This window comes from Bacteroidota bacterium (genome assembly GCA_016699695.1).
Taxonomy (GTDB): Bacteria; Bacteroidota; Bacteroidia; order Bacteroidales; family UBA10428; genus UBA10428.
The window spans coordinates 3,238,157-3,262,909 of the sequence record CP065006.1 but is presented as its reverse complement, the minus strand read 5'-3'; the positions used below and the strand labels follow the sequence as shown (position 1 = coordinate 3,262,909).

Annotated in this window: 22 protein-coding genes; 12 read left to right on the top strand and 10 right to left on the bottom strand. The window is 37.8% G+C overall.

Annotated features, from left to right (window positions below):
• The first annotated feature begins 260 nt into the window (after nt 1-260).
• From IPM71_13610 to IPM71_13600, 3 genes are all read left to right on the top strand, one after another.
• Complete coding sequence (locus tag IPM71_13610; GenBank protein ID QQS50607.1) at nt 261-1,334, top strand: DUF1972 domain-containing protein; 1,074 nt, start codon at nt 261-263, stop codon at nt 1,332-1,334.
• Between the two features lie 59 nt (nt 1,335-1,393).
• On the top strand, nt 1,394-2,731 hold the full coding sequence (locus IPM71_13605) for an ATP-dependent 6-phosphofructokinase (protein QQS50606.1): 1,338 nt from the start codon (nt 1,394-1,396) through the stop codon (nt 2,729-2,731).
• A 168-nt stretch (nt 2,732-2,899) separates the two neighbouring features.
• Nucleotides 2,900-3,178 carry a hypothetical protein gene (locus tag IPM71_13600; GenBank protein QQS50605.1) on the top strand — a complete coding sequence of 93 codons (279 nt, stop codon included), beginning with the start codon at nt 2,900-2,902 and terminating at the stop codon, nt 3,176-3,178.
• Here the strand turns inward: IPM71_13600 and IPM71_13595 are convergent.
• Nucleotides 3,175-4,305 (bottom strand): 4-phosphoerythronate dehydrogenase, encoded by a 1,131-nt coding sequence (locus IPM71_13595; protein ID QQS50604.1) that lies wholly within the window; start codon nt 4,303-4,305, stop codon nt 3,175-3,177. The two genes, IPM71_13600 and IPM71_13595, sit on opposite strands and share 4 nt — an antisense overlap.
• Before the next feature lie 81 nt (nt 4,306-4,386).
• Nucleotides 4,387-4,851, bottom strand: a complete 465-nt coding sequence (locus IPM71_13590) for a hypothetical protein (protein QQS50603.1) — start codon at nt 4,849-4,851, stop codon at nt 4,387-4,389.
• A 221-nt stretch (nt 4,852-5,072) separates the two neighbouring features.
• On the opposite strand from IPM71_13590, the gene IPM71_13585 reads away from it, so the two are divergent.
• Nucleotides 5,073-8,315: a PAS domain-containing protein gene (locus tag IPM71_13585; GenBank protein ID QQS50602.1), complete on the top strand. Its 3,243-nt coding sequence runs from the start codon at nt 5,073-5,075 to the stop codon at nt 8,313-8,315.
• A gap of 12 nt (nt 8,316-8,327) precedes the next feature.
• Here the strand turns inward: IPM71_13585 and IPM71_13580 are convergent, their stop codons facing one another.
• Both IPM71_13580 and IPM71_13575 read right to left on the bottom strand, forming a co-directional pair.
• The gene (locus tag IPM71_13580) at nt 8,328-9,245 is read right to left on the bottom strand and encodes a hypothetical protein (protein ID QQS50601.1); all 918 of its coding nucleotides are present in this window, start codon (nt 9,243-9,245) and stop codon (nt 8,328-8,330) included.
• A gap of 90 nt (nt 9,246-9,335) precedes the next feature.
• Complete coding sequence (locus IPM71_13575) at nt 9,336-10,097, bottom strand: tetratricopeptide repeat protein (protein ID QQS50600.1); 762 nt, start codon at nt 10,095-10,097, stop codon at nt 9,336-9,338.
• A gap of 947 nt (nt 10,098-11,044) precedes the next feature.
• On the opposite strand from IPM71_13575, the gene IPM71_13570 reads away from it, so the two are divergent.
• Entirely contained in the window at nt 11,045-13,702 is a 2,658-nt protein-coding gene (locus tag IPM71_13570) for a CHAT domain-containing protein (GenBank protein QQS50599.1), read from the top strand.
• 13 nt (nt 13,703-13,715) lie between these two features.
• On the opposite strand, the gene IPM71_13565 is transcribed toward IPM71_13570, so the two are convergent.
• Nucleotides 13,716-14,285 (bottom strand): sigma-70 family RNA polymerase sigma factor, encoded by a 570-nt coding sequence (locus tag IPM71_13565; protein QQS50598.1) that lies wholly within the window; start codon nt 14,283-14,285, stop codon nt 13,716-13,718.
• A gap of 354 nt (nt 14,286-14,639) precedes the next feature.
• Between IPM71_13565 and IPM71_13560 the strand changes: the two genes are divergently transcribed.
• Both IPM71_13560 and IPM71_13555 read left to right on the top strand, forming a co-directional pair.
• Nucleotides 14,640-15,368 carry a hypothetical protein gene (locus IPM71_13560; protein ID QQS50597.1) on the top strand — a complete coding sequence of 243 codons (729 nt, stop codon included), beginning with the start codon at nt 14,640-14,642 and terminating at the stop codon, nt 15,366-15,368.
• 22 nt (nt 15,369-15,390) lie between these two features.
• Nucleotides 15,391-15,681: a thiamine-binding protein gene (locus IPM71_13555; protein ID QQS50596.1), complete on the top strand. Its 291-nt coding sequence runs from the start codon at nt 15,391-15,393 to the stop codon at nt 15,679-15,681.
• 28 nt (nt 15,682-15,709) lie between these two features.
• Here the strand turns inward: IPM71_13555 and IPM71_13550 are convergent, their stop codons facing one another.
• Entirely contained in the window at nt 15,710-16,111 is a 402-nt protein-coding gene (locus IPM71_13550) for a PUR family DNA/RNA-binding protein (GenBank protein ID QQS50595.1), read from the bottom strand.
• Nucleotides 16,112-16,323: 212 nt separating this feature from the next.
• On the opposite strand from IPM71_13550, the gene nusB reads away from it, so the two are divergent.
• Both nusB and IPM71_13540 read left to right on the top strand, forming a co-directional pair.
• Nucleotides 16,324-17,277 carry a transcription antitermination factor NusB gene (gene nusB / locus IPM71_13545; GenBank protein QQS50594.1) on the top strand — a complete coding sequence of 318 codons (954 nt, stop codon included), beginning with the start codon at nt 16,324-16,326 and terminating at the stop codon, nt 17,275-17,277.
• A 64-nt stretch (nt 17,278-17,341) separates the two neighbouring features.
• Nucleotides 17,342-17,845, top strand: a complete 504-nt coding sequence (locus IPM71_13540; GenBank protein ID QQS50593.1) for a DUF5606 domain-containing protein — start codon at nt 17,342-17,344, stop codon at nt 17,843-17,845.
• 75 nt (nt 17,846-17,920) lie between these two features.
• Here IPM71_13540 and IPM71_13535 read toward each other — a convergent pair whose 3' ends face one another.
• From IPM71_13535 to IPM71_13520, 4 genes are all read right to left on the bottom strand, one after another.
• The gene (locus IPM71_13535; GenBank protein QQS50592.1) at nt 17,921-18,286 is read right to left on the bottom strand and encodes a DUF1573 domain-containing protein; all 366 of its coding nucleotides are present in this window, start codon (nt 18,284-18,286) and stop codon (nt 17,921-17,923) included.
• Between the two features lie 63 nt (nt 18,287-18,349).
• Nucleotides 18,350-18,865 (bottom strand): hypothetical protein, encoded by a 516-nt coding sequence (locus IPM71_13530; GenBank protein QQS50591.1) that lies wholly within the window; start codon nt 18,863-18,865, stop codon nt 18,350-18,352.
• A gap of 90 nt (nt 18,866-18,955) precedes the next feature.
• Nucleotides 18,956-19,732, bottom strand: coding sequence for a nucleoside triphosphate pyrophosphohydrolase (gene mazG, locus IPM71_13525; protein ID QQS50590.1), 777 nt, complete (start codon nt 19,730-19,732; stop codon nt 18,956-18,958).
• Nucleotides 19,733-19,738: 6 nt separating this feature from the next.
• Nucleotides 19,739-20,554 (bottom strand): SAM-dependent chlorinase/fluorinase, encoded by an 816-nt coding sequence (locus IPM71_13520; GenBank protein ID QQS50589.1) that lies wholly within the window; start codon nt 20,552-20,554, stop codon nt 19,739-19,741.
• Between the two features lie 91 nt (nt 20,555-20,645).
• Here IPM71_13520 and IPM71_13515 point away from each other — a divergent pair, with 91 nt between their 5' ends.
• The 3 genes from IPM71_13515 to IPM71_13505 all read left to right on the top strand — a co-directional run bounded on the left by IPM71_13515 (nt 20,646) and on the right by IPM71_13505 (nt 24,727).
• Nucleotides 20,646-21,611: a PhoH family protein gene (locus IPM71_13515; GenBank protein QQS50588.1), complete on the top strand. Its 966-nt coding sequence runs from the start codon at nt 20,646-20,648 to the stop codon at nt 21,609-21,611.
• A gap of 1 nt (nt 21,612) precedes the next feature.
• Complete coding sequence (locus IPM71_13510; GenBank protein ID QQS50587.1) at nt 21,613-22,560, top strand: phosphoribosylaminoimidazolesuccinocarboxamide synthase; 948 nt, start codon at nt 21,613-21,615, stop codon at nt 22,558-22,560.
• Between the two features lie 169 nt (nt 22,561-22,729).
• Entirely contained in the window at nt 22,730-24,727 is a 1,998-nt protein-coding gene (locus IPM71_13505; protein ID QQS50586.1) for a LysM peptidoglycan-binding domain-containing protein, read from the top strand.
• Nucleotides 24,728-24,753: the final 26 nt, after the last annotated feature.

The following is a 24,753-nucleotide window of genomic DNA, read 5'->3' as shown; positions in this document are numbered from 1 at the left end:
TCAATAATAATATACCTGGTTTATTATCAGCTTATTAAAATTCAAAAAAAAATAAAAATTATTTATTACATTGATTATAAGCGTATTACACGAACTTCAAGAACCTCAGAGAGTTAATTCAATGTTTATTCTAACTTAATTAAACGTTAACCGTAACTCTTATTAAACAGAAAAATATTCTACATTCAAACTCCTTTGGCTAACAGGCATAGTAATCTGGGTATTGTGGAATGTTAATAACTTTGAAGCTTTAAATATCTATGAAAAAAACGATATCATTCGTCGGAAGTGTTGGTATACCCGCACGTTATGGAGGGTTCGAAACTTTGGTAGAAGAATTATCAAAACAACTTCAGCATCATTACAACATCAAGGTATTTTGCAGTAAGGCGGTTTATTCAAAACCTGAAAGAATCTCGGGGAACAAAACGCTTAGTTACTATTATATTCCATTTAAAGCCAACGGTGTACAAAGCATCTTTTACGATGCCATTAGCTTTAGAAAAGCCTTGAAAAGTTCCGATATAATAATTCTTTTAGGTGGAGGAGCAGGAGTTTTTTTGTATTTATCTCAACTGATCTACAGAAAGAAAAAAATTCTCTTTCACCCCGATGGCCTTGAGTGGAAAAGAAAGAAATGGAATTGGTTTACAAACAGATACCTGCGCTATTCCATTCAGTTACTATGCCGAATTGCAGACAGTATTGTTATCGATAACAAAGCGCTCCTTCCCTATTACCGTCAATTTAGTGCGAAATTAGAATTTTGCACTTATGGTGGCAACCAGTTTGAACTCTCAGATATCCCAACTGATAACGAAGATTATTGGCTTACCATTGCGCGGGCTGAGCCTGAAAACAACCTTGAAATGATTGCACAATCGTTTCTTGGCAGACCTACTGAACATTGGAAGCTAATTAGCAATTACAGTCAAACCTCCTATGGACAAAAGCTTTATGAGCGATTTGGCAATGTGGAGAATATTCAATTTTTACAGGCAGATTACTCCAAAGTCTTTCTCGAAAAACACCTGAATGCTTGCAAAGGTTATATTCACGGACACAGTGCAGGAGGCACGAATCCAACCCTTACCGCAGCCATGTGGCTCAACAAACCTTTGCTGTGTCATCGCAATGAGTTTAACCTTGCAACTACGCAAGAAGCAGCCTTGTTCTTTTGTAGTGCCGACGAACTGTTAAGGCACCGGGAGAAAAACCCATTGCCCAACACAGCATTAACCCAAAAGGCCAAGAATATTGCTATAGAAGAGTATCAATGGAGCCATATTTCAGAGAAATACAGTATTATCATAGAACGATTGCTTAAAAAATAGAATATTTCAGCAACCGACAACGAGCATTTTTTATATTTGTGTTTACTTAAAAAGAACTCATGGAAAATTTTCTGGCCTCTGATTTTTTAGTGGAAAGGTTAGGCTCTTGTAAAATTCCTTCGCCGCTTGATTTATCAAAAAAGTACGATGACAATGTATTCAATTACATCGACGATAAAGAGAGGGTACTTTTCGATAGTTCCTTAAGAAGCTTTCAGGAACATCAACAAAATGGCATTGAACCTATTACTTTCGAAAAAGCAGGACCAAAAGAGTTTATTTACTATGACCCATCGAAAATTCGAGCTGCTATAGTAACCTGCGGTGGATTATGTCCCGGATTAAACAATGTAATCAGGGGTATCATAATGCAGCTGCATAGCCGTTATAAAGTTACCAGAACCATTGGAATACGTTATGGTTACGAGGGTTTTATTCCTAAATACAACCACGATATTATCGAATTAAACCCACAATTGGTGGAAGATATTCATAACCAGGGAGGCTCGATACTAGGTTCATCACGGGGAGATCAGAATGTAGAAGAAATTGTAGATGCCCTTGAAAGAATGAATGTAAATATCCTTTTTGCCATAGGTGGAGATGGGACCCTGCGAGGTGCCAATGCCATTAAAGAGGAAATTACTAAACGAGGGCTTAAAATTTCCGTTGCAGGAATACCCAAAACCATTGACAATGATATCAATTTTATCGAAAAGTCATTTGGTTTCGAAACCTCCTTTACAGTAGCCTCAAGAATACTACGAGGTGCCCACAACGAAGCCAAAGGAGCTTTTAATGGAATTGCCCTGGTAAAACTTATGGGACGCGATTCAGGGTTTATTGCCGCCAATGCCTCGCTTGCGGTTCAAGAGGTAAATTTTGTGATTATTCCGGAAATGGAAATAGAACTCGAAGGGCCCAATGGATTTCTTAGCATATTAAAACGTCGACTGGAGCGTAAACAACATGCTCTCATTGCCGTGGCTGAAGGTGCCGGACAGAATTTATTTGACAAGAAAGACATGGAACGAGACAAGTCGGGAAATATAAAATATCAGGACATTGGTATACTCCTGAAAGAAAAAATTGAAGAAAATTTCAAATCCATCAATTTTCCCTTTACCTTAAAATACATCGACCCAAGTTATATCATTCGCAGTGCAGAGGCCAATGCCAACGACAGCCTGTTTTGCAACCTTTTGGCTCAAAATGCCGTTCATGCAGCCATGGCTGGCCGCACTGGATTTGTTGTGGGTTATTGGAATTCGCAGTTTACAACCATACCGATACACACCGCTGTAAGAACCCGCAAAAGAATTTCTATTGAGGGCGAACTCTGGTCGAATGTGCTTGAAACAACTGGTCAACCAAAACAAATGACTAACTCCAAATAATCACGGTAAAAGCTAAATATCCCAAGAAACTAAAAAAGAGGAATTGAGCATGAAAAGGAAAAAGTTAATATACCAAAAATAGCCCGTTTGCTTATAATTGATTTTTTATTGTATTTTTATTGAAACTTCCAATATTATTTCAACATTCTACCAACCAAATTTTTACCTATGGCACAAACCGTCGCTGAGAAAAGAGCCAAAAGAAGATATAACATCCCGGTTATTGGTCACTTTGCAGATAAAAGCATTCGATTTAATTCCATTCTCCAGGCCGAAAAAATTACAGGGATAAGTTATATTTTGATTTTTGAATCATGCATAGGTAAAATCCACAAAGCACACAATGTGTATTGGGAATTTGAAAAAGGCAATCACTTCATAAAATACAAAGCCCACTTTTTAAGAATGGCTCAAAAGCTTCAACTAGAGAATCCACATTGGCACTAGCCAACTGCCTTTACTTGAAAGCCAATTGCCTTTAGGCTCTGAATAATTTCGGCTCCACCATTCAATAAACCAATTGTCCAATCCTGTGGCTCATATCGATAGACATAACTGGAGCGTATATTCTCAAAATTATTCAAATTTTTCCTCAACAAAGCATCATCCTTCTCAACGGCATAGGTGCGACAAATAACCTCTGCCATAACTTCGTCATTTTCTTTGTTTTTAGCATCAACCACCAACTGGTTTAGGTACCCGGGCAATTCATAATCTGGCTGCCAATCATTGAGTGGAATCTCTAAATATTCTGCCACCCTTTGTACCACCTGCGTCGTAGCATTTGCCTTTCCTTCTATCGAATAGCCTGCTATATGTGGGGTTATAATCGAGGCCATGCTAGCAAGTTCCTGAGAGATGCTTGGCTCGTTTTCGAACACATCGAGTACAGCTTTTAGCTTTTTCTTTTTTCCAACCGATAAAAAAGCATTGGTATCTATCACTTCGCCGCGTGAGCAGTTGATAAGCATTGTGCCTGGCTGCAAAGATTCAATAAACGACTGATTCACCAGATGAAAAGTTTTATCTGGTCCGTTGTGGATTAATGGCACATGAAAACTTATTAGATTGCACTCGCGAATTATGGATTGCATTACCCGAAAGTTGCAATTGCCCTCAACCCTTTCGCGTGGTGGGTCGTTCAATAATACTCGAAGACCAATTGCTTCGGCAAAACTGGCCACCTTACTACCTACATGTCCCACCCCTACCACTCCAAGGGTAATATCTCTGATATTCATGTTTTGTTTCGCAATCAGAGCAAAAATAGCCGACATAAACCATTGCTTTACAGCCCCGGAATTGCAGCCTGGGGAATTCTTCCAACTAATGCCTTCTTTTTTGCAATAGTCCACATCAATGTGATCAAAACCTATAGTGGCACTTGCAATGAATTTTACCTTAGACCCTTTCAGAAGTTCTGCGTTACAAATTGTGCGGGTTCGAATGATAAGCACATCCGCCCCAAGTACGATCTGGTTATTTATTTTGGAATGGTGAAAATACTCTATATCGCAAAAAGGCTCGAATACTCCGAAAAGAAATGGAATATCTTTATCGGCAATAATTTTCATGCTAAAATTGATTGAAGTTATTATTCTATAATTAATCAAATGTGTTTCACACACAGTCAAACAATCCCAATAGTACCAAAATTATGACTCAGCCTGCTTAATAAGCACCGATACGAGTAATAGCTGTGCAAAAAGGTTGTTTAACCTTTGAGTCAGGTTAATGGCTTTAATTCCTTCGGGGGAATACAATTCCGAAAGTTCTTTAAGCTGAACTATCTTTTCGTCAATGCTATTCATCAAACGGTTAGCATCCCATCCGGCATACTTTTCCGCAGGAGCAAATTGAGTGAGCATCGCCGGATTCACTTTTTGCCCCGGGCATAGTTTATTAAAAGAAAAATCTTGATCCAAGGCAGCAATCAAACTGGCATTTTCCAGTTTTTGAATAAGTATGTGTCTATTCACCCCTTTGCGATTTCGATGCTCCAGTCGTTTTATATTGTTCCGGATCTCGCGCAGGAGCATGCGCTTAGTGGCGTTTCTCGATTTCGATTTCTGACTTAAAAAACCGTACAGTTCGAATGCCGAACCGAAAATTTCTTGCATGAGACTCATGGATATTGTAAAATTTATAATAAATTAAGCTTTGTTTAATAAAACTAAACATATTAGGCTTTGTGATACCTAATGGGTTCTTTTCAATCTAAAACAACTACTCTAATCCTTCGCATGAAAAGTTAAAACAAAATACCACGAAAGAAAAAACAATTTTCTGATAAATACGTATGTAGACTTACGAAAACCTGATCCAACTAATAATAATTCCTGTGATTTCACTTACCTATTTTTCAACCCTGAGCTTTCAATTCGTTATTCCTTTTATGACAGGTGCGCTGATTACAGCACTTGGAATTTACTTGTATTTAAAATATTTCAAAGGTCCAATGGGCATTCTACGCGACCTTAGCGAATTGAATCCCGAGGAAACAGTACCCTTCATTACCTTATTAAACAACCTTCCCGATAGCATTTTTATTAAGGACCCCTATGGAAAGTATATCGTGGTAAACGAAAAGTTTGCCAGCTTACTGAAAAAATCATCACCGAAAGAATTAATAGGTAAGCACGATTCGGACCTTTACGAAGAAAGTATTGCTGCCAAATACAATTACGAAGACCAGCAAATACTATACAATGATGTGCCTGAATTGCTTCGGGAACAGCGAAGCGAGAACAACGGAATACTCAAATTCACAGTTACAAGAAAATACCCTCTTAAAAATAGAAATGGCAAATTAATAGGCCTTTTAGGAATAATTTCTGACACTACTCAGCAAAATCTTTACAACGAGTTGTTGACACAGAAAAATGAGGAAATTGAAAAAGAAAGACTTTTGCTACGTACCTTGATAGATAATATGCCGGATGCCATCTATATAAAAGATAGCGAATGTTGCTTTTTAGATGCCAATATCGCACAGATTGAGATTACCAAAGCCAAATCGAGAAGTGAAATTCTCGGAAAATCCGATTTCGATTACTATCCAAAAGAAATTGCTGATATCTTTTATAAGGACGATAAATTTATAATGGACACCGGCCAGTCGGTGATTAATAAAGAAGAAATAGGCTTCGACAAAGAAGGAAATATCAGGGTTCGCTCTACAACTAAAGTGCCATTTAAAGATGAAAACGGAAAAATTCTAGGATTGGTAGGCATTGGCCGTGATATTACCAAGCTTAAGGAAACTGAAGAAAAGTTAATTGAACAGGCACAAAACCTGCAAGAGGTTAATGTATTGCTCGAAGAAAGACAGGAAGAAATTAACCAACAGGCCGATGAATTAGGCGAACAAAATAAAATACTGGAAAGTGAGCGAAAACTGCTGCGCACCCTGATCGACAACCTGCCTGATTTTGTTTACATCAAAGATAAAAACAGCACCTTTATTACAGCCAATCAGTACATGCTCGATTCCTTGAACATCGCTTCGGAGGAAGAAATTAAAGGAAAATCTGATTTTGACATCTATCCGAAAGAAATGGCCAAGAAATTTTTTTCCGACGATCAGCGGATTATTTCGAAAGGCAGCCCAATGATTGGCATTGAGGAAACTAGTCTGGATAAAAACGGGAACCTCATGTATTTGCTAACAAGCAAAGTGCCATACAGAAATGCCGATGGGGAAATAGAAGGTATTGTAGGAATTGGAAAAGACATTACATCTCTGAAAGAAACCGAAATCAAACTACAGGAGCAGGCCGATTACCTCAAAGAGGTGAATGTAGTACTAGAAGAACGTCAGGAAGAAATTCAACAGCAATCCTCAGAACTGGCAACCCAGAATAAAATAGTTGAAAACGAAAGAAACCTCCTAAGAGTGCTTATCGACAATATCCCCGATTCTATTTACATCAAAGACACCCAAAGCCGCTTTGTACTGGCCAACAAGTCACTGATGGAAAAACTTGGAATTAACTCGTCCTATGAACTTGAAGGAAAAAGCGATCTTGACTTCTATCCAAAGGACCAGGCGCAAAGGTTCATCGAATTGGAAAAACAAATTATTGCACAAAAAAAGGCAGTAATAAACAAAGAAGAATTGCGTGTTCTTGACGATGGAGAAAAGATATTCCGGACGGTAACCAAGGTACCCTATTTCGACGAAGATGGGCGAATATTAGGACTGGTTGGTATTACAAAAGACATCACCGAACTTAAAAATTACCAACAGCAGCTCGAACAGCAAGCCGAAGACCTTAAAGAAGTCAACCAATTGCTGGAGGAACGTTCGGAAGAAATACTTAAACAATCGGAATGGCTGGAAGAACAAAATAAAATGATTGAAAAGGAACGTTCGCTTTTACGTACCCTGATCGATAACATGCCTGACTTTATCTATATAAAAGATGCCGAAAGCCGCTTTATTACTGTGAATAAGCGAATGCTCGATACTATGCAAACCGACAACCTTGACGATATCATTGGGAAAACCGATTTTGACCTTGCACCTTCAAAAGAAGCAGCCCAAGAATACTTCAACGACGAGGTTAGGATTATGCGCACGGGTAAAGCCATGATTAACAAAGAAGAAATTGGCTTTGATGAAGAAAGAAGGGAAAAAGTAGTTTCAACAACCAAAGTACCTTTTAAAGATGTCGATGGTAAAATTATGGGTATTGTGGGCATTGGCCGGGATATTACTAAGCAAAAAAACACTGAAAAGCAATTAATTGAGCAAGCGGAAAGTTTGAAAGAAGTAAATACATTACTGGAGGAAAGGCAGGAAAAAATTCAGATACAGGCCGAAGAGTTAAACCGGCAGTCTGATATCTTGAAAAAAACAAATGCCCGACTGGAGGAACTAAATGCAACAAAAAATAAATTCTTTTCTATAATTGCCCATGATTTAAAAAATCCATTCCAGGCCATTTTTGGCTTCTCGGAATTGCTCATGCGGAATTTTGAAGATTTTGAAGAGAAACAGCGCCTTGATCTCTTGGGTATGATTAAAACTTCTTCAGAGAGTGCATATAACCTGCTAGAGAATCTCCTTCAATGGGCTCGCACCCAAACTGAGCGTATCAAGTATACACCAGACCACATACAATTGCACGAAATAATTCAACAGATTGTTATTCTAAGTACTGGCAATGCTGAGAAAAAAAGCATTGCCATCAAAACAAAAATGGAATGCAGTGGAAAGGCATGGGCCGATTTCAATATGGTAAATCTTATTATTCGTAACCTTGTGAGTAATGCTATAAAATTTACAGCAAACAATGGAATTGTCACGATTAGTTGCTCAGATATCTCGCAGGATAAATGCCTGATTGCAATAAGAGATACCGGAATTGGAATATCGCAGGAAAATATCAAAAAACTTTTCCGAATCGACGAATATTTCTCTACCACCGGTACCGCAGGCGAAAACGGTACTGGCTTAGGTTTAATAATCTGCAAAGAGTTTATTGAAAAAAACCAAGGCGAGTTAATGGTCGATAGTGAACTGGGAAAGGGAACTACATTCTCTTTCACGTTGCCAAGAAAAGAGCATTCGCTTGGTTAATTATTATACAAATTACACAGCCCGATATGTAGTTGCTCTTTGAAAAAAATGTATGCGTGATTCTTTTATTGGCTCAGTTATCAAATTGTTCTCATCCTTCGAGATAATGGCAGGTATAGAAAAAATAAAGGTGTTTCCATGTCCATGATTTGATTCTACAAGAATATCTCCTTCCATTAATTGGAGCAAATCTTTGCAAATAGACAAACCTAAACCTAAGCCGCCATCATTTGTTTTTGATACCTCTAATTTCGAGAACTTTTTAAACAGCAATCTCTTTTGAGGCATTAGTATAGGTATTGCATTGTCTTTCACGAAGAACTCCAGACGTTCATTCTGAATTGTGCAACCATATTCCACCACTCCTTTATCAGTATACTTCAGCGCATTATCGACTAATTGAGTAAGCACTTGTGCTATTCGGTAACGGTCAAAAACAAAGCTTTTTTGCTTTATGTCTTCTTCTACCGTTAGCAAAAGTGCAATGGCATTCTTTTCCTGGGTATGTCGGCGGATAGAATAAAAACTATGGTTTTCATCAAAGAATTCGCCCAAACAAACAGGTTCGGGCTTAATCTTTATCATACCGGCTTCAAGCAGAGATGCTTGAATAATGTCGTCAAGTAGGCTTAAAAACTTACGGCTATTTACATTGATAAGGTTAGTATATTCTTCTCTTTCTTCAGGAGCAAGTAGGTGTTTATTATCAAGCAGATTTGTAAACCCTATTATGGAATTAAGGGGCGTGCGAATTTCATGGTAGATGTTTTTCAGGAAGCTTGCCTTTGCCAGCTCCAATTGCTGTGAACTTTGTGCAACTTGCATTTCAAGTTGTTTTAACCGGCTTACCATTTGATTGTAATCGCTTATAATCCGATGTTTTGGCATAAATGCCTTGATCCATTCCTGGATCATCCTTATAGGGTTCATCTCACATCATTTTTGAGAATTGTTTCAATTTAAAGCAATAGACATTTGTCCCGTTAATAAATATCTGGTATAAGGCTAATTCCAATCAAACTATTTACCTTTCATATGCTTAAGTATACGGTGGGCATCGCGCTTGTAATATCCGTCGGATTGCATCAAACCTTCGAACAGATTTTTTGCCTTTGTTTTCTCGTTGGAATACAAATAACAAAGCCCCAAATACCAGCTAGCCGATTCGGAAAATGGGCCATAATCCTGAGTTAAAATCGTGTTGAACCGAAGAATAGCCTGGGGGTATTGTGCCAATTCCATATGGGCTATCCCAGCATAAAGATTTATCCCATATTTGTTAGGTTCAATGATCATGATTTTTTCGAAATGACTGATTGCTTCTGAATACTGCTTACTTTCGTACAACTGCATAGCCTCCTTCAGCATTCTGTCTTGCTCGCTGGCATCGCGGTAACTTACTGAAAAGGAAGCTGGTTCAAAATAGCGATTGTAAAGATTCTGATCGGATATCTTACGGTTTGGAAAATATAAACTCAATACGACAGAAGCTGCCATCACACTTCCGGCCAGCAGGTTAATCTTTTTTCTGTATTGTCTGATATAGTGCTGACCTCCAACTGAAGTTTGTATAATTTCTCTGTGAATTGCATCCAGCTGCAACTTAAAATCGACCAGTTCTTTTTCAGCAAGCACCTGGTTTACCTTTCGGTAAAAGAGCAATTCATCCTGTAACAATGAGTTTCCCTGCAATTCCTTTTCAAACCATACTTTTTCAGCTGGGCTCATTTCTTGTTGCAGGTATCGCTCAATAAATTGAGTGTAATCCAGTTCTTTAGCCATAATAATTTGGGTTCAGTTATTCACCAATGCACCCCATAAAAATTTTTCGGGAGCAAAATAAAGAAATATATCCACGTATTACCTGGGGTTACCAGTAAAAGAATAGAAGGTTAAGGTTTCAGTAGACAATAATATCTATGTATCTTTTATATCTGTATGCTATATTCAGAAGTATAAAAAAGTGGGCGGAACAAAAGAAGATAAGAGAGGTATATTGAGTGCCGTCAAAACCAAAAGAGCTTTGTCCCGCCCGGGAAGGTTGGAATTTATTTTTCCATTTTTTTACTAACTATTACGTATTAAACTTTAATGCTTACAACCGCCAAATTGGTTTCCCAAGTTATTTGATCCCACTTTTTAAGTCAAACTTTCTCAAAAAAAAGTTGGACCATTTTTCCAAATATCACCAAAGCGGGGTACATTATATTCTAAGGGAATGAGTGCCGTTAAAACCAGGTTAAATTAAACCCGCTTTGGGATATTTGAATGCCTATTTGGATATTATTTTCTTATGATCATACCACCGTGCTCATCGCCACCGCGTATAGTCATTAATTCTTTTACACTTAATACTTGCTTTTGAGCCAGATTAAAATCGCTGCTTTTTCTTTCTGAAGATTTGTTAAAAAGTTTCATTGCTTTTATGTATAAGTGAATAATAATTCATTGTTTTACTATTAAGTACCACTGGACACTAAAATGTCACCGGTTTCTAATGAAAAAAATAAAAAAAAACAACACCTATTTATTAATTTGTTGATTATTAGAATATTAAATTGAATAAATTTTAGTACTTTCATGTTATTCATCTACCTATTCATTTCTTCAGAATGAAATTGCACTTAATCATTTTGATACTTTTTGCAGCCGAGTGTTTAAAAAGTCAGCCAGCTGATAATCCAGTTAGTGCGTTGGAAGATTCTAACAAAACTCTTAACAACAGAGGTGTGGAAGCATTTATCACGGGCGATTTTATAACAGCGGAAGCACTTCTGAAGCAAACACTAGAATTATCGCTCCAACTCTATCCACCCAATCATTTAAATATTGCCCACGATTTAAATAACCTTGGCGTTTTATGCATAAATCAATGGCATTTCGACAATGGATTAGATTATTTCAACCGTGCCAGGAAAATTTATATGTTAAATGATGCCCCGGCCTTATCTATGGCTAACCTTTATTCGAACATGGGAAATGCATACCGCCATAAGGGTGACTTTACGCTGGCTGTGGAATACTTTGATGAGGCTTTGAAGCTACTTGGTAATTTGAATTCCACAGAAGCCATCCTTCGTAAAATAGAAACCTTGAATCGCTTTGCATTGCTCGAAAACAGCCGGAAGAATTACTCAGAAGCCTCCCGGCTCAGTAACCTGGCCATTAGTGAATTCTCGCGACACAACCTTCAGCAGTACATAACCCTGCATGATATCTACATTACGGCCGCAATAAGCTTTAAAAATCGAAAAATGGCAGATAGCAGTTTCTTTTTTATCCAACAAAGTCTCTTATTATTCGATAAACACAATTATCATTCTCCTCAGCTACATTGCGATTCATACAAGCACTTAGCTGAGTATTACTTGAGCACTAACCAGCCTGAACTGGCTCTTAAAGCGATCAGGTCAGCGGAATCTATTTACATTCAATCGTCCATCGATTCAAAGTATTACTTCGATATAATGGTTCTTAATGGCAATTATTGGAAAGTGAGGAATGATTTTGAAAAAGCAGTTTCATATTATCAAATGGCACTTAAATACCTGCAGGATCAAAATGGTAACGATACCCTTAAAATTCAGCATCGATCATTGCTTCACACAATAAGCTTACTGAATACTTTATCTGATACCTATATTGCCTGGTACGCCCAGAAAAAGAATTTTTTATACCTCGAATTTGCACTCAAAAACCTTCATGAGCTGGCGCTTGTCATTCACCAAATCAGGCAGGGGTATTTATCGGTAGAAAGCAAGCTATACCTGTCTGACAAAGAAAGTCAAGTATACAGTAAGGGTCTCGATTGTGCTGAAAGATTATACTCAGTAACCGGGCAATATCAATACCTCGAAGAGGCATTCTATTTTGCTGAACAAAGTAAATCTTCGGTGCTGTTGGGAGTATTGAGCGAAGAAAAAGCCAAAAAATTTGCAGGAATACCCGATTCACTAATAGAAAAAGAAAGCAGGTTGAAACGTGAAATCGCATTTTACAACGAGAAAGTATATGAAGAAAGCATACAATTAAAGCCTGATCAGGTTAAACTTGATGTGTGGAAAAGCTACCTCTTTAACTTCAGCAGACAATATGAATTGCTCAAAAACACACTCGATTCAGACTTTCCGGAATATTACTCACTAAAATACAAAACCAATCTTTCTACAATTCCCTCGCTGCAATCGTCTCTCGATAGGAATACAACCTTGCTTGAATATAGCCTGAGCGACACGAGTTTGTTTCTCTTTGTGATTAATCGAAAAGAGGTATATTTTTATCGCACCCAGTTAAACAATGCACTAAAAGACAGCCTTAGAAACTATATCAACGAGTTTAAAAATTTTGATTTTTCAGGTCAAAACCATTCAACTTATAGCTTGTACTACAAAAGAGCGTTTTTTCTATATCAACAGCTTTTAAGTAAAGTGAATCAAGATAAGCTGAAAAAAAACCTGGTAATAATTCCGGATGGACTTATCTCCTATATTCCTTTTGAAGCGCTTGTCGATAAACCTAGTGCCTTACCCATCAAATCTTTTAACAACCTCAATTATCTGGTTTACAATTATACCATATCTTATGCCTATTCATCCTCGATTTATTCCGAAATGCTAGGCAGAGGAGGTAAGAAATTATGGAATAAGACCCTGTCTGTTGCGCCCGATTATTCTGCCAGAATTAGCCAGCAAGCAAAAAATACCGATGAATATAAGGTGAGAAACTATCGAAATTACCTGCTCCCATTGCCGTTTGCCCTCGAAGAGGCTTTGATGGTATGCAAACTTACACGAGGTAACAGTTCATTAGGAAAAGATGCAACCAAAGAAAATTTCCTGGAGATTGCCAATAATTATGATATTCTGCATTTGGCCATGCACACTCTTATCGACGATAAAAACCCATTGTTTTCGAAATTGGTTTTTGCAGACAATAACTTGACCAACGACAATGGATTTTTGAATACTAACGAACTTTTTTCATTAAAACTGCAAGCACAGCTCACCGTATTAAGCGCATGCAATTCGGGGCATGGAGAGCTTAAAAATGGTGAAGGAGTGATGAGTCTGTCGCGTGGATTTTTTTATGCCGGATGCCCAAGTCTGGTTATAACCTTGTGGAGAGTAGAAGATGAATCGGGAAAAACTTTGATGCATTATTTTTATAAAAACCTTTTAAAAAGCAAATCCAAATCAGAGGCTTTGCGTCTTGCAAAGCTCAATTTTCTAAAAAGCGCTCAGGAGCAATACAAGCATCCATTTTTTTGGTCTTCTTACATCTTAATCGGTAATGCAGATCCGGTTTATCGGTCACCATGGTGGATTTTCGGAGGCATTACGATGATACTTTTTGCAGGATTTTTATTCTTCAAGATAAAAAGAAATTAAAGAGAAGACTCTATTAACTCTTTTTACCCTTAAAATAAGGATCGGCTTTAATTAAGGAAATTAAACTGCTCTTGCATTTGTGTTTTTTTGTACGCACAATTTTTTCGCTCTTATACCCTAATTTCTCAGCAATTTCATCATTATTTACTCCACTGGCTGACCAAAGCAGTATTTTTCGACAAATTTCGCCCAACTCTAAAAGGTACTTACGCATTAAATGCTGCTCAATCTCATTCTCAATTTCCACATCAGACGGATGATCCTCAGAAAAAGTTTTCTCCGATCCATCCACAAAGCGATGATGAATTTCTTTTTGTCGTAATTGTTTGAAATATATTCGTTTGGCTATGCCTATCAGGTAACTTCCAAAATCGGTTTCAATGGTAAATTGATCTGTTAAGCTAAGTTTGTAAATTACCATGAGCGATTCCTGAAAGATATCTTTAGCATCGTCTGCACTCCCACCTTTACCGGCAATAAAACCGGCAACTTTAGGGTAAAACTCTTTGTACACTGCCTTAAGAGTTTGTGTATCGCGGTTTTTTATCCCTCGCAGCAGCAGTTCGTGCTTTTTACTTTCCACCAATCGTTATAAATGAGATGCCATCTGACTTGCAAGGCAGTTGTTAAGGAAAAAGGTTTTTGTAAATATAGGCATTTTACTCTAAGAACTCCTTTTGCTTTCTAATCCGTTAATCTATCGATAGGGTTTCATGCTTCTATGCAAAACTCATCTAACTCTATTCCTCTATATATTAAAAAAGTCTTCAAAGTCCTTCTGAATGCAGGTTTCACTTACTTGTATACTATTGGTTTACTAAAAAAGTGTTAAATAGTGAAATAATCCTCTTTTTTTTGTTCAGCACCTTGACATAAAAACAAAGTTTTTCTATATTTAATTATAAGTAAATCAATTTATTATTTTTATGGAAGTACAGTGAGCACGCATGAAAACATATATGACCACCTGCATGATTTCCTGGGAATGGATCAAATGGACATCAGCATTCTGGAAGAAAACATCGACTCAGACCTTCAGATGGAATATTTCGAGTGTTCGAGGAAAATAAGCAAATTCAAATCGGAAGAAGAAATTCTGCGGGACAAAGACAATCTCTTTGACCTCGAAATGTCATTGGACAAAAAAAAGCGTAAACTTATCGAGTTAGCCTCGATTAGCAGTATTGAGGCCTATAGAACAATAGAAAAATATTCGAAACAACCCAATATTAAACTGTATCACTGGGCTTGCCTGGCCTTGCAACAAAGCCGTTTACACCTAGAGAGTGATTTACTCAACGAAAGTAAAGTATTAATAACAAGTGCTTTAGGAGGAAAAGGCCTTAAACTTCGCTATTTCATTGTGCTTTTTACTCCTTATGGTAAAAGTCTTGATCCAATTCAACAGTTGATTATTCATAAAGAAGTGAATTATGCTCTCTCGCAATACAATGCTGAACTTGAAGATTCAGTTTTTGAAGGGGAATTTGCCTCTCTCCTTTGCTTAATCCCGCTTAATATCCCGCTTCAGCAGTTGTTTAAATCCATAATTTGCGAATGCAACCAACTTGGAAATTTTCTCTACAACGATTTTATTGTTACTAATGTAAAAGCACTTAGCAACAAAGAAATCAGAGAGATGTTAATTCTTAACAACATTTATTAGTTTTGCCGAAATCTTTTTCGGTATGAACCACTTTGTAAACATTTCTCTTCAAATTCTTCCAACCTCTTCTTCAGTTCATCCTTATGAAATTGTTGACAAGGCAATTGCAGTCATCCAAGCCTCCGGACTAAAATACCAGGTATGCCCGTTTGAAACAGTCATGGAAGGTCCGTATGACAAAATAATGGAAGTGATTAAGCAAGTGCACATTACATGCATGCAAGAGGGTGCTGAAAGTATTTTTGCCAATGTAAAGATGCAAATAGCAAAAAACAAGGATGTTTTTATCGAAGATAAAATGGAAAAATACTAAACAGGCATTGAAGAAGAAGTTAGAAACATTATTCCGCTGTTTTTTGTTCGGCAGAAACTTCCAGTTCTAAATCTTCAAAATTAATGTTTAAATAGTCTTGATTAACATCGGGTTGAAGTTCATTGATCGCTTCATGCTCAGAAAGTGAATTGTAGCCAGCATTTTGAATGAATTGCAAAACTTCATCCAGACCATCCTTAAACTTTTCAAAATCTTCCTTGTAAAGGAAGATCTTATGCTTTTCGAAATAGAACCTTCCATCGTCATGAAAACGTTTTTTGCTTTCAGTAACGGTAATGTAATACTCATTTCTACGGGTTGCTTTCACATCGAAGAAGTAAGTACGCTTTCCAGCCCTTACCGATTTGGAGAAAACTTCATCCCGCTCAGAGTCGCTTTCTGGTAAAACAAAATCTTTGTCTTCTGCCATTATTCAATGTATTATCAGGTTGATGGTAGTCAAAAATAAAAAATATTTTTAGAAGTCCTAATCGATTGTGTATTAATATAACCTTATTTTACCTTTAATAATCCTTGCAACTTCGTAATAAAAAGATCAAGGCTTGAAGCAGATTATGTTTTTACAAAAAAAAACGTTTATTTTGCAGGCACAAATAATTATACAACAGGTTCTTTTAAACGATGATAAGCAGAAGAATACTTCGGATCAAAGTCATGCAGGCTCTTTATGCCTTTTACAAAAATTCAGGCACGGCCTCTATAAATCAGGTTGAAAAAGAGCTTTTTTTCAGCATTAACAAGGCTTACGATTTGTATCATTACCTGCTTATACTTCCTGTTGAACTTGCAAAACTGGCCGAAAAAAGGTTGGAATTAGCCCAAAAGAAAAAACTTCCCTCTCCTTCCGACTTAAATCCTAATTTCAGATTTATTCAAAATCGGGTTATACAGGATTTACGCACCAACAATCAGCTTTTAAGGTATCTCGAATTAAAGAAAGTTTCCTGGGTGAACCAACCCGAACTGATCAAATCTTTACTCGACGAAATACTGGCCAGCAAGCTCTATCAGCAATATATGAGCTCAGAGGAAGATTCATATAAAAACGACAAAAATTTTATAACTGCCCTTTACAGCCAGATTATTTCTGTGTACGAACCACTATTTGCCGAATTGGAAGAGCAGAGCATCTATTGGAACGATGAAGTTGAATTTATTATCAGTGCCATTCTAAAAACGATTAAAAAGTTCAAAGAACAGAGCGACCCCGATCAGCCACTTTTACCTCTTTATAAAAGTACCGATGATGAGGAATTCACAAAGAACCTTTTCAGAAAAGTAATTCTCAAAAAAGAGAAATACGAGGGGCTTATCCAGAGTTATTCAAAAAACTGGGAACTCGAACGCATTGCTTTTATGGATATACTTCTAATTAATATGGCCATTATTGAGGTACTCGATTTCGAAAGTATTCCGGTTAAAGTAACATTTAACGAATACATCGAATTATCGAAATATTACAGCACAAACCGAAGCAATGTCTTTATCAATGGTTTACTCGATAAAATCATTCAGCATTTCAGAGAAAACAATCAGATACATAAAACCGGACGAGGCTTAATTGGTGATCTATAATACGCAAACAACATTTTTTACATTCATTCATAATTGTAATTTTGCAAACTGAAATAAACGTTTTATGAAGTTAAAAGATATATTATCGATTTCTGGTAAACCCGGATTATACCAATTCATTTCTCAAGGAAGAAATGGAATTATTGTAGAGAGTTTTATCACAAAAAAGCGCATGGCTGTGAGTGCGGCAACCAAGGTAAGTTCCCTTGAAGATATTGCCATTTATACAACAACTGAAGACCTGCCTTTGCGCGAAGTTTTTAAAAAATTCTACGAAAAAGAAGAAGGAAAACAAACCATCGAAGCTAAACAAGCCAACGATAAATTAAAAAAACGCTTCGAAGAAGTCATACCCGATTACGATGCCGACAGGGTTTATGTTTCGGATATTAAGAAAGTGATAAGCTGGTACAATACTTTAATTGAATTGAATCTTTTTGATCCGAATGAAACACCGGAAGAAAACCCAAAAGATGAAACTCCTGAAGAACCAGTTGCAGAGATTGTAGAGAAGGAAAAACCAAAAAAACCTTCTGCAGTCAAAAAGGCCCCTGCGAAAAAGAAATAAGATGATTTTACAAAAAAAAAAGACCGTTTCAAGTTGTAACTTTTGAAACGGTCTTTTTATTGAATACCAAGGCAATTAATTGACTTCGCCCTTTATATAAAGTTGTGTGATACCCTCAGATGTATTGGTTTGCACAGTGACTGTTTTGCTGAAATATCCCGATAACTTGGCATCGTAGGTTACTACAATTTTACCTTCAGCACCAGGCGCAAGAGGCTGTTTGGGATATTCAGGAACAGTACATCCACAGGATGATTTGACATCAAGAATTACCAATGGAATCATTCCAGGATTTTTAAAGGTAAATTCAACAGTAACAGGCTTATTTCGATCAATCATACCGAAATTGTATTCTGTAAAACCCCACTCAATCGAAGCATTCGGGCTACTGAATGAAAGTAGCATAATAGAAGCAAGGCTGATAAAAACGAAACTTTTCATATACAAGTTTTTATTCTAAAACGAAAATACTACAATAATGGTTTGCAAGTATTTAAAAAAAAGTTAAAAAGATATAAAAGCCTGTACTCGTGCAAGGGGCATAATGTACCTCAGATTGTCGTGAATTTCTGCCTGGTTCTCTATTGTTAACGATTTTACCTGCCAGATTATGCCCATATCGGCATTAAAACCTAGCCAGGTATTCACTGCAAATTCGCGGCCGAGTGAAAAATTCAGGTAAGAAAATTTTCTGGTTCTATCGACAGTTTCAAGGTTGACTGAATACGTAAATCCCTGGCGGGCATACCAAGCTGGCCTGTTGGTATACATGGACAATGTGCCGAAATGGATCATGTGATCGATGCTATAAGTAGTAATTTTTTCGGTGCGTAACTCCAGGTCGCTGCCTATCGAAATTCCCAGCTGAGTTATATCGGAATATTGATAGCGAAACCCTGCATGAAAGTATTCGCGGGCACTAAGGCCAGCGACAAAATCGAGTTTCGATTGAATTATCTGGGCTTGAAGTGGAAACAACATAATAGCCAGGAATGCAATGGATAGAAGATTTTTTTTCATTCAATTAGAATATTTCTGAATTTTTATATTGGCGTTTTCTTGTAACAAAACAACTGAACATTTTATTTAAGGCATTGCAAGCTTTGAAAACTACTGCTTATCATACTTTTTAGCATCTTCCCAAATAAGGTTCATTTCGTCAAGCGACATTTTCTTTAAAGAACGACCCTTTTTAATGGTATGTTGTTCGAGGTAATTAAAGCGGTCCATAAACTTCAGGTTGGTGCGTTCGAGAGCTGTTTCGGGATCGACTTTGTAAAGTCTGGCAGCGTTTACTACCGAAAAAAGTAAATCGCCAAATTCCTTTTCAATATTTTCCTGATTATTGACCTTAATCTCAGCCATCAGCTCGTTCAATTCTTCGTGAACCTTTTCCCATATTTGCTCACGTTTTTCCCAATCGAAACCAACGGCGCGTACTTTTTCCTGAATACGGTTGGCTTTTATTAAAGCAGGAAGATTGCCCGGAACTCCGCTCAGGACAGATTTATTTCCTTCTTTTTGTTTAAGTTCTTCCCAATTTTCTACCACCCGGCGACTGTCGTTCTGCACATCGACATCGCCAAACACATGAGGATGCCTGAAGATTAGCTTCTGACACAATGAATCGATGACATCTTTAATGTCGAATTTATCCGTTTCAGAGGCTATTTTCGAATAAAACACAATATGCAAAAGCAAATCGCCCAACTCCTTTTTTATGTGCTGATAATCACCCTGCAAAATTGCATCGGCCAGTTCATAAGTTTCTTCTATGGTAAGGTTGCGTATACTCTCCATGGTTTGCTCCCTATCCCATGGACATTTGACACGCAGGTCGTCCATTATTTCGAGCAATTTTCTGAACGATTCTAATTTTTCTTCCATAAAGTTTTATTCTCCGCTTAATAAAAGTTTATTCGACTGATTGGCATGGGCAAACTTAACCCTAATAGTTGAATTTACGTCAAGATTAAGCAGCTCAGCGGCAGGAGCATTGGAAATGGCAATTTCCAGAACATCTGCAGAATTAAACAAAGCAAGCAATTCACCACTGGCTACTTCCTGATATGAATGACTTATTTTATCGATAACATAATGGTTGCTTTGGACATAAATTTTAAAATCCATTCCATTACCAACACGGTTAAAAGTTTCGCGTGTAATGTTGGTAATGGCATTTGAATAAGAATCGATGTAGACCACATTGCCATTGATAAGATTATTGTCGATTACTGGTTTTAAGGGCAATTGCAATACATATTTCGAAGTTTCTTCTGCAAAATCAGCGGGTGCTTCGCCGGTAATCAATCTAAATGCAGTTTCCACAAAAAAATCAAGACTTTCCAGGCTATGCACTGGCGTTTTTGACAGGTTCAACCGATAAACCTTCACATTCTGCTCAGGAAAAATCAGGCCTGGAAAACCAGTATCGGAAGACAAAAAAAAATGTCCTTCTTTTTCGAGTATAAGCAGAGAATTTTTCCGCGAAAGCACAGGGTTTACTCCAACAATGTGCACCGTTCCCGAAGGAAAATAGTGGAAGCAGTTTCGAAGAATAAAAGCTGCCTGCATCATGTTATAAGGAGCCACCAAGTGGTTAATATCGACAACAACCGTTGATGCATCATGGCTGAGAATTTTTCCTTTTATAGCACCTATGTAATAGTCGCTTTTGCGCCAATCGGTTGTAAGAGTTATTAGGGCCATGAAACTACTCTACACTTGTTTTTAATTGAATTTCTTGAAAATTTGAGTTACTTTGCAGGCTTCAAATGTAAGTATTCTTGGCCAATAATTTATGATAGAAAAGTCGATATATTTAGAGGGAATCGACCCGCTTCATCTCTATGGTACCAACAATGTTCTGCTCGATAAGATTGTTTCCTATTTTCCGAAAATTAAGATTGTTGCCCGCGGTAATGAGATGATAACTATTGGCGAAGAATCGGAGATCAGAAATTTTGAAAAGAAAATTGATCTACTGATAAACCATTTCCACCGCTATAACCAAATTAATGCTTCGGACATCGAACAGGTATTTTCTGGCGATGAACCCCTTTGGACAGGAGAAACCCCAAATCCAGACGGAATTTTACTTTATGGCAACCATGGCAAGATAATAAAAGCCAAAACCATTAATCAGTTGGCACTTGTAAAGGAGTACGATTCGAACGATTTGTTGTTTGCCCTGGGGCCTGCCGGTACAGGAAAAACATATACCGCCATTGCTCTGGCAGTGAGGGCTTTGCGCAACAAAGAAGTAAAACGCATTATCTTAACACGGCCTGCCGTGGAAGCAGGAGAAAACCTTGGTTTTTTACCCGGCGACCTGAAAGAGAAGCTCGACCCCTATCTTCAACCCCTTTACGATGCACTGCGCGACATGATTCCGGCAAAAAAACTGCAAAGCTATATCGAAGACGGCACCATTGAAATAGCTCCTCTCGCCTTTATGCGCGGACGAACGCTTGATTATGCATTTGTTATTCTCGATGAGGGTCAGAATACCACTCTCAACCAAATGAAAATGTTTTTAACGCGCATGGGTAAAAACGCCAAATTCATTGTTACCGGCGATACCACTCAAATTGACCTTCCCCGCAAAAGTGCTTCCGGACTGATAAGAGCGCTTGAAATTTTAAAGGACCTTACGGATATTGCCATTATCCATTTCGATGTACGCGATGTAGTAAGGCATAAACTGGTGAAGAAGATCATAGAAGCTTATGATAAATCCGATAAACAATCCATAAATACAAATTAATATGCAGGCATTAAGCAACACTAACTTCAGTTTTCCGGGTCAAAAAAGTGTTTACCACGGAAAAGTACGCGATGTCTACAACATCCGCGACCAGTATTTGGTGATGGTAGTAACCGACCGCATTTCGGCATTTGATGTGGTATTGCCAGAAGGAATACCCTACAAAGGTCAGGTTTTAAACCAGATTGCCTCGAAATTTCTGGATGCCACACAAGATATTGTTCCGAACTGGAAAATAGCCACCCCCGACCCTATGGTGACCATCGGTCATTTTGCAGAGCCTTATAAAGTAGAGATGGTGATAAGAGGTTACCTGACAGGGCATGCCTGGCGCGAATACAAAGCGGGCAAAAGAAGTCTTTGCGGTGTTCCCCTACCCGAAGGTTTGAAAGAGCACCAGAAATTTCCTCACCCCATTGTAACTCCCACCACCAAAGCATCAGAGGGGCATGACGAAGACATTTCGAAAGAAGATATTATTTCAAGCGGGCTTGTAAGCGAAGCCGATTACCTGCTCATGGAAGATTATACCCAAAAACTTTTTGCCCGTGGTACAGAAATGGCCGCACAAATGGGCCTGATTCTGGTCGACACCAAATATGAATTTGGTAAAAAAGATGGCAAAATCTATCTGATTGACGAAATTCATACACCCGACTCATCTCGTTATTTTTACAAAGAGGGGTATGAAATTCGCCTCAAGAAAAATGAGCCCCAGAAGCAGCTTTCCAAAGAATTTGTGCGAGAATGGCTTATCAGCAATGGTTTTCAAGGAAAAGAAGGACAAAAAGTACCTGAGATGAACCAAGAATTTGTTGAACAAGTCAGCGAACGTTACATCGAGCTCTACGAAAACATAACAGGAGATGAATTTGAACGGGCCGATTTGTCGCAACTCGAAAAAAGGATTAACCAGAACGTGAATAACTTTTTGTTAAAATCGAAATAATAAATTGGTATTGAATTAAGAAAATATGGCATCCGGAGGAGTTAAAAACCCAAACCCGGATGCCACTTTTAATAGTTTCAAAGCATAGTTCAGAAAAATAAAAGCCATTTATCAATCCATCGTTTATCATGGTGTAAATGTTAACTTCGACTCCGTAAAAACTTGTTTCATGAGGTACCTTTTCCTGATCATTCTAAGTGTCCTGTCATTTTTTCTCCAGCCTGAAACTGCACATGCACAGTTCCAGCCAGCCCCTGTTGAAAAATCGAACGAAAAGATTTTGCTGCAAGGCAAAGTTTATTATATGCATACAGTAAAGGCCGGACAAACCCTCTATTCGATCAGTAAGGCATACGAAACCGATATTCAACTCATAAAAACAGCCAACCCCGAAGCAAACCTGGATGTACTATCCACCGGACAGGTTTTGCGCATTCCTGATCAAACAACTACTATGAAAAGCGAAGCTACAGCTCCGCAAACAATTCCGGCAGATAGTAATTTTCTCTACCACAGGGTAAGCAAAAAAGAAACCGTACATACCATTGCAAAGAATTATGGGGTTTCGAAAGAAGCAATCTATCTCCATAATCCGGGGAGTGAAACCAGTATTCAGATCAATCAGGTATTAAAAATACCAATAACCAGGAATGTAATTACTTCCAGTACTCTACCCACTATAGGTAGCAATCAATATTTGGTTCAGGACGGGGATAGTTTGTTTCTGATTGCCCAACGTTTTGAGATTGAAATGGATGAATTGGTAAAAATTAACCCAGCCCTACGTTGGGGTTTAAAACCGGGCATGGTCATCTATATTTCGTCTGCCGACAGTCTTATTGCTATGGCTGAGCCTGACAGCAGCCTGTTAGTTGATCATTCTATCAGGCAATACAAGAGTCCGGTTTGCGACTCCATCCAAAAAGCCTCCAAAGTTAAAACTATAAAAATAGCCCTCTTGTTGCCCTTTCATGCCGAGGAAATGATCGCCCTTGAATCTGAGCCTGCCGATTCTTTAAAGCGAAAAAACCCCTCCTATCGGTTTAAAGCCCGAAGCAATGGTGCCAGCGAGTATTATCAAGGTTTTCTTTTAGCGGTCGATTCCTTAAAAAGAAAAGGTGTTTCCGTGAGCATCTTCACCTACGATACCAAATCGGATACACAAAGAGTAAAAAGTATACTTACCGAACTCGATATCATAAAACCAGAAATAATCTTTGGCCCGTTGATCAGTGAGAACGTTAAACTTGTATCGGAATATTCCGAAACCAATAAAATACCTCTTGTGCTTCCGTTCTATAAGGTAAGCGACAACAACATCCGGACCAGCCCATTTAGCCTGTATATGATCCCAGACCGGAAATCGGAAATTGAAAACTGTGCCGATTACCTTTCACAATTTAAAGAGAAAAAAATTATCATTCTGCATCATCAACTATCTGCAGATAGCTTGCAGGTGAAAGAGTTGAAAGAAAACATTTTTGCTTATTCACTGGCCCGTGGCTTTTACGAAACCATCGACTATAAAGAAATAGCGATTAATGATACTCTTGAAAAAGGTTTAAGGAAAGAACTTGTATCAACAAAGGGGAATATTGTGGTTATTCTATCGAACCGTGAAGCCAATGTGAGCAACCTGATAGGTATTTTGAACATTTATCAAAGCCGGGGAATGGATATAGATGTTATCGGTATTCCAGAATGGTTGACCTTTGAAAACTTGCGTATCGAACTTTTACATCAGTTAAACACAGTTATTTATTCTCCATTTTTTATCGATTATAAAAACCTGCATACGCAATCATTTATAAAAAATTGCCGCAAAACTCTTGGCTACGAACCACAACAAGTGCTCAATTCAAATATTCCATACAATTTTACCTTTCTCGGTTACGAATCGGGACTGTTGTTTATGGATGTCTTTAGCCAATATGGTCCCAGCCTTCTAAATTGTGTGTGCCAGGTAAAAGGCAATATGCCACAATCGCAATATCAATTTAAACTGATTCAGGACAAGGGATTCGCCAACACCTCTATTAATTTTATCAATTACAACACCAGCTATGAGGTTGAAAGGATTAGTTTCGAATCGCTGCAGGAAATGAACAGCAAAAAAAACATGGATTCGCCTCAGTTGCCTGCCAGCTATAAACCTTCAAAACCTTAAGGGAAAATATCTTCTACACTGATTTA

What these genes read in the sequence shown, in the direction of transcription:
- IPM71_13605 (QQS50606.1), top strand. Translation starts at nt 1,394, where the DNA reads ATGGAAAATTTTCTGGCCTCTGATTTTTTAGTGGAAAGGTTAGGCTCT.
- IPM71_13590 (QQS50603.1), bottom strand. Translation starts at nt 4,851, where the DNA reads ATGCAAGAAATTTTCGGTTCGGCATTCGAACTGTACGGTTTTTTAAGT.
- mazG (QQS50590.1), bottom strand. Translation starts at nt 19,732, where the DNA reads ATGGAAGAAAAATTAGAATCGTTCAGAAAATTGCTCGAAATAATGGAC.
- IPM71_13505 (QQS50586.1), top strand. Translation starts at nt 22,730, where the DNA reads ATGAGGTACCTTTTCCTGATCATTCTAAGTGTCCTGTCATTTTTTCTC.
- IPM71_13510 (QQS50587.1), top strand. Translation starts at nt 21,613, where the DNA reads ATGCAGGCATTAAGCAACACTAACTTCAGTTTTCCGGGTCAAAAAAGT.
- IPM71_13550 (QQS50595.1), bottom strand. Translation starts at nt 16,111, where the DNA reads ATGGCAGAAGACAAAGATTTTGTTTTACCAGAAAGCGACTCTGAGCGG.
- IPM71_13540 (QQS50593.1), top strand. Translation starts at nt 17,342, where the DNA reads ATGAAGTTAAAAGATATATTATCGATTTCTGGTAAACCCGGATTATAC.
- IPM71_13535 (QQS50592.1), bottom strand. Translation starts at nt 18,286, where the DNA reads ATGAAAAGTTTCGTTTTTATCAGCCTTGCTTCTATTATGCTACTTTCA.
- IPM71_13575 (QQS50600.1), bottom strand. Translation starts at nt 10,097, where the DNA reads ATGGCTAAAGAACTGGATTACACTCAATTTATTGAGCGATACCTGCAA.
- IPM71_13555 (QQS50596.1), top strand. Translation starts at nt 15,391, where the DNA reads ATGAACCACTTTGTAAACATTTCTCTTCAAATTCTTCCAACCTCTTCT.
- IPM71_13600 (QQS50605.1), top strand. Translation starts at nt 2,900, where the DNA reads ATGGCACAAACCGTCGCTGAGAAAAGAGCCAAAAGAAGATATAACATC.
- IPM71_13595 (QQS50604.1), bottom strand. Translation starts at nt 4,305, where the DNA reads ATGAAAATTATTGCCGATAAAGATATTCCATTTCTTTTCGGAGTATTC.
- IPM71_13530 (QQS50591.1), bottom strand. Translation starts at nt 18,865, where the DNA reads ATGAAAAAAAATCTTCTATCCATTGCATTCCTGGCTATTATGTTGTTT.
- IPM71_13520 (QQS50589.1), bottom strand. Translation starts at nt 20,554, where the DNA reads ATGGCCCTAATAACTCTTACAACCGATTGGCGCAAAAGCGACTATTAC.
- IPM71_13610 (QQS50607.1), top strand. Translation starts at nt 261, where the DNA reads ATGAAAAAAACGATATCATTCGTCGGAAGTGTTGGTATACCCGCACGT.
- nusB (QQS50594.1), top strand. Translation starts at nt 16,324, where the DNA reads ATGATAAGCAGAAGAATACTTCGGATCAAAGTCATGCAGGCTCTTTAT.
- IPM71_13580 (QQS50601.1), bottom strand. Translation starts at nt 9,245, where the DNA reads ATGAACCCTATAAGGATGATCCAGGAATGGATCAAGGCATTTATGCCA.
- IPM71_13515 (QQS50588.1), top strand. Translation starts at nt 20,646, where the DNA reads ATGATAGAAAAGTCGATATATTTAGAGGGAATCGACCCGCTTCATCTC.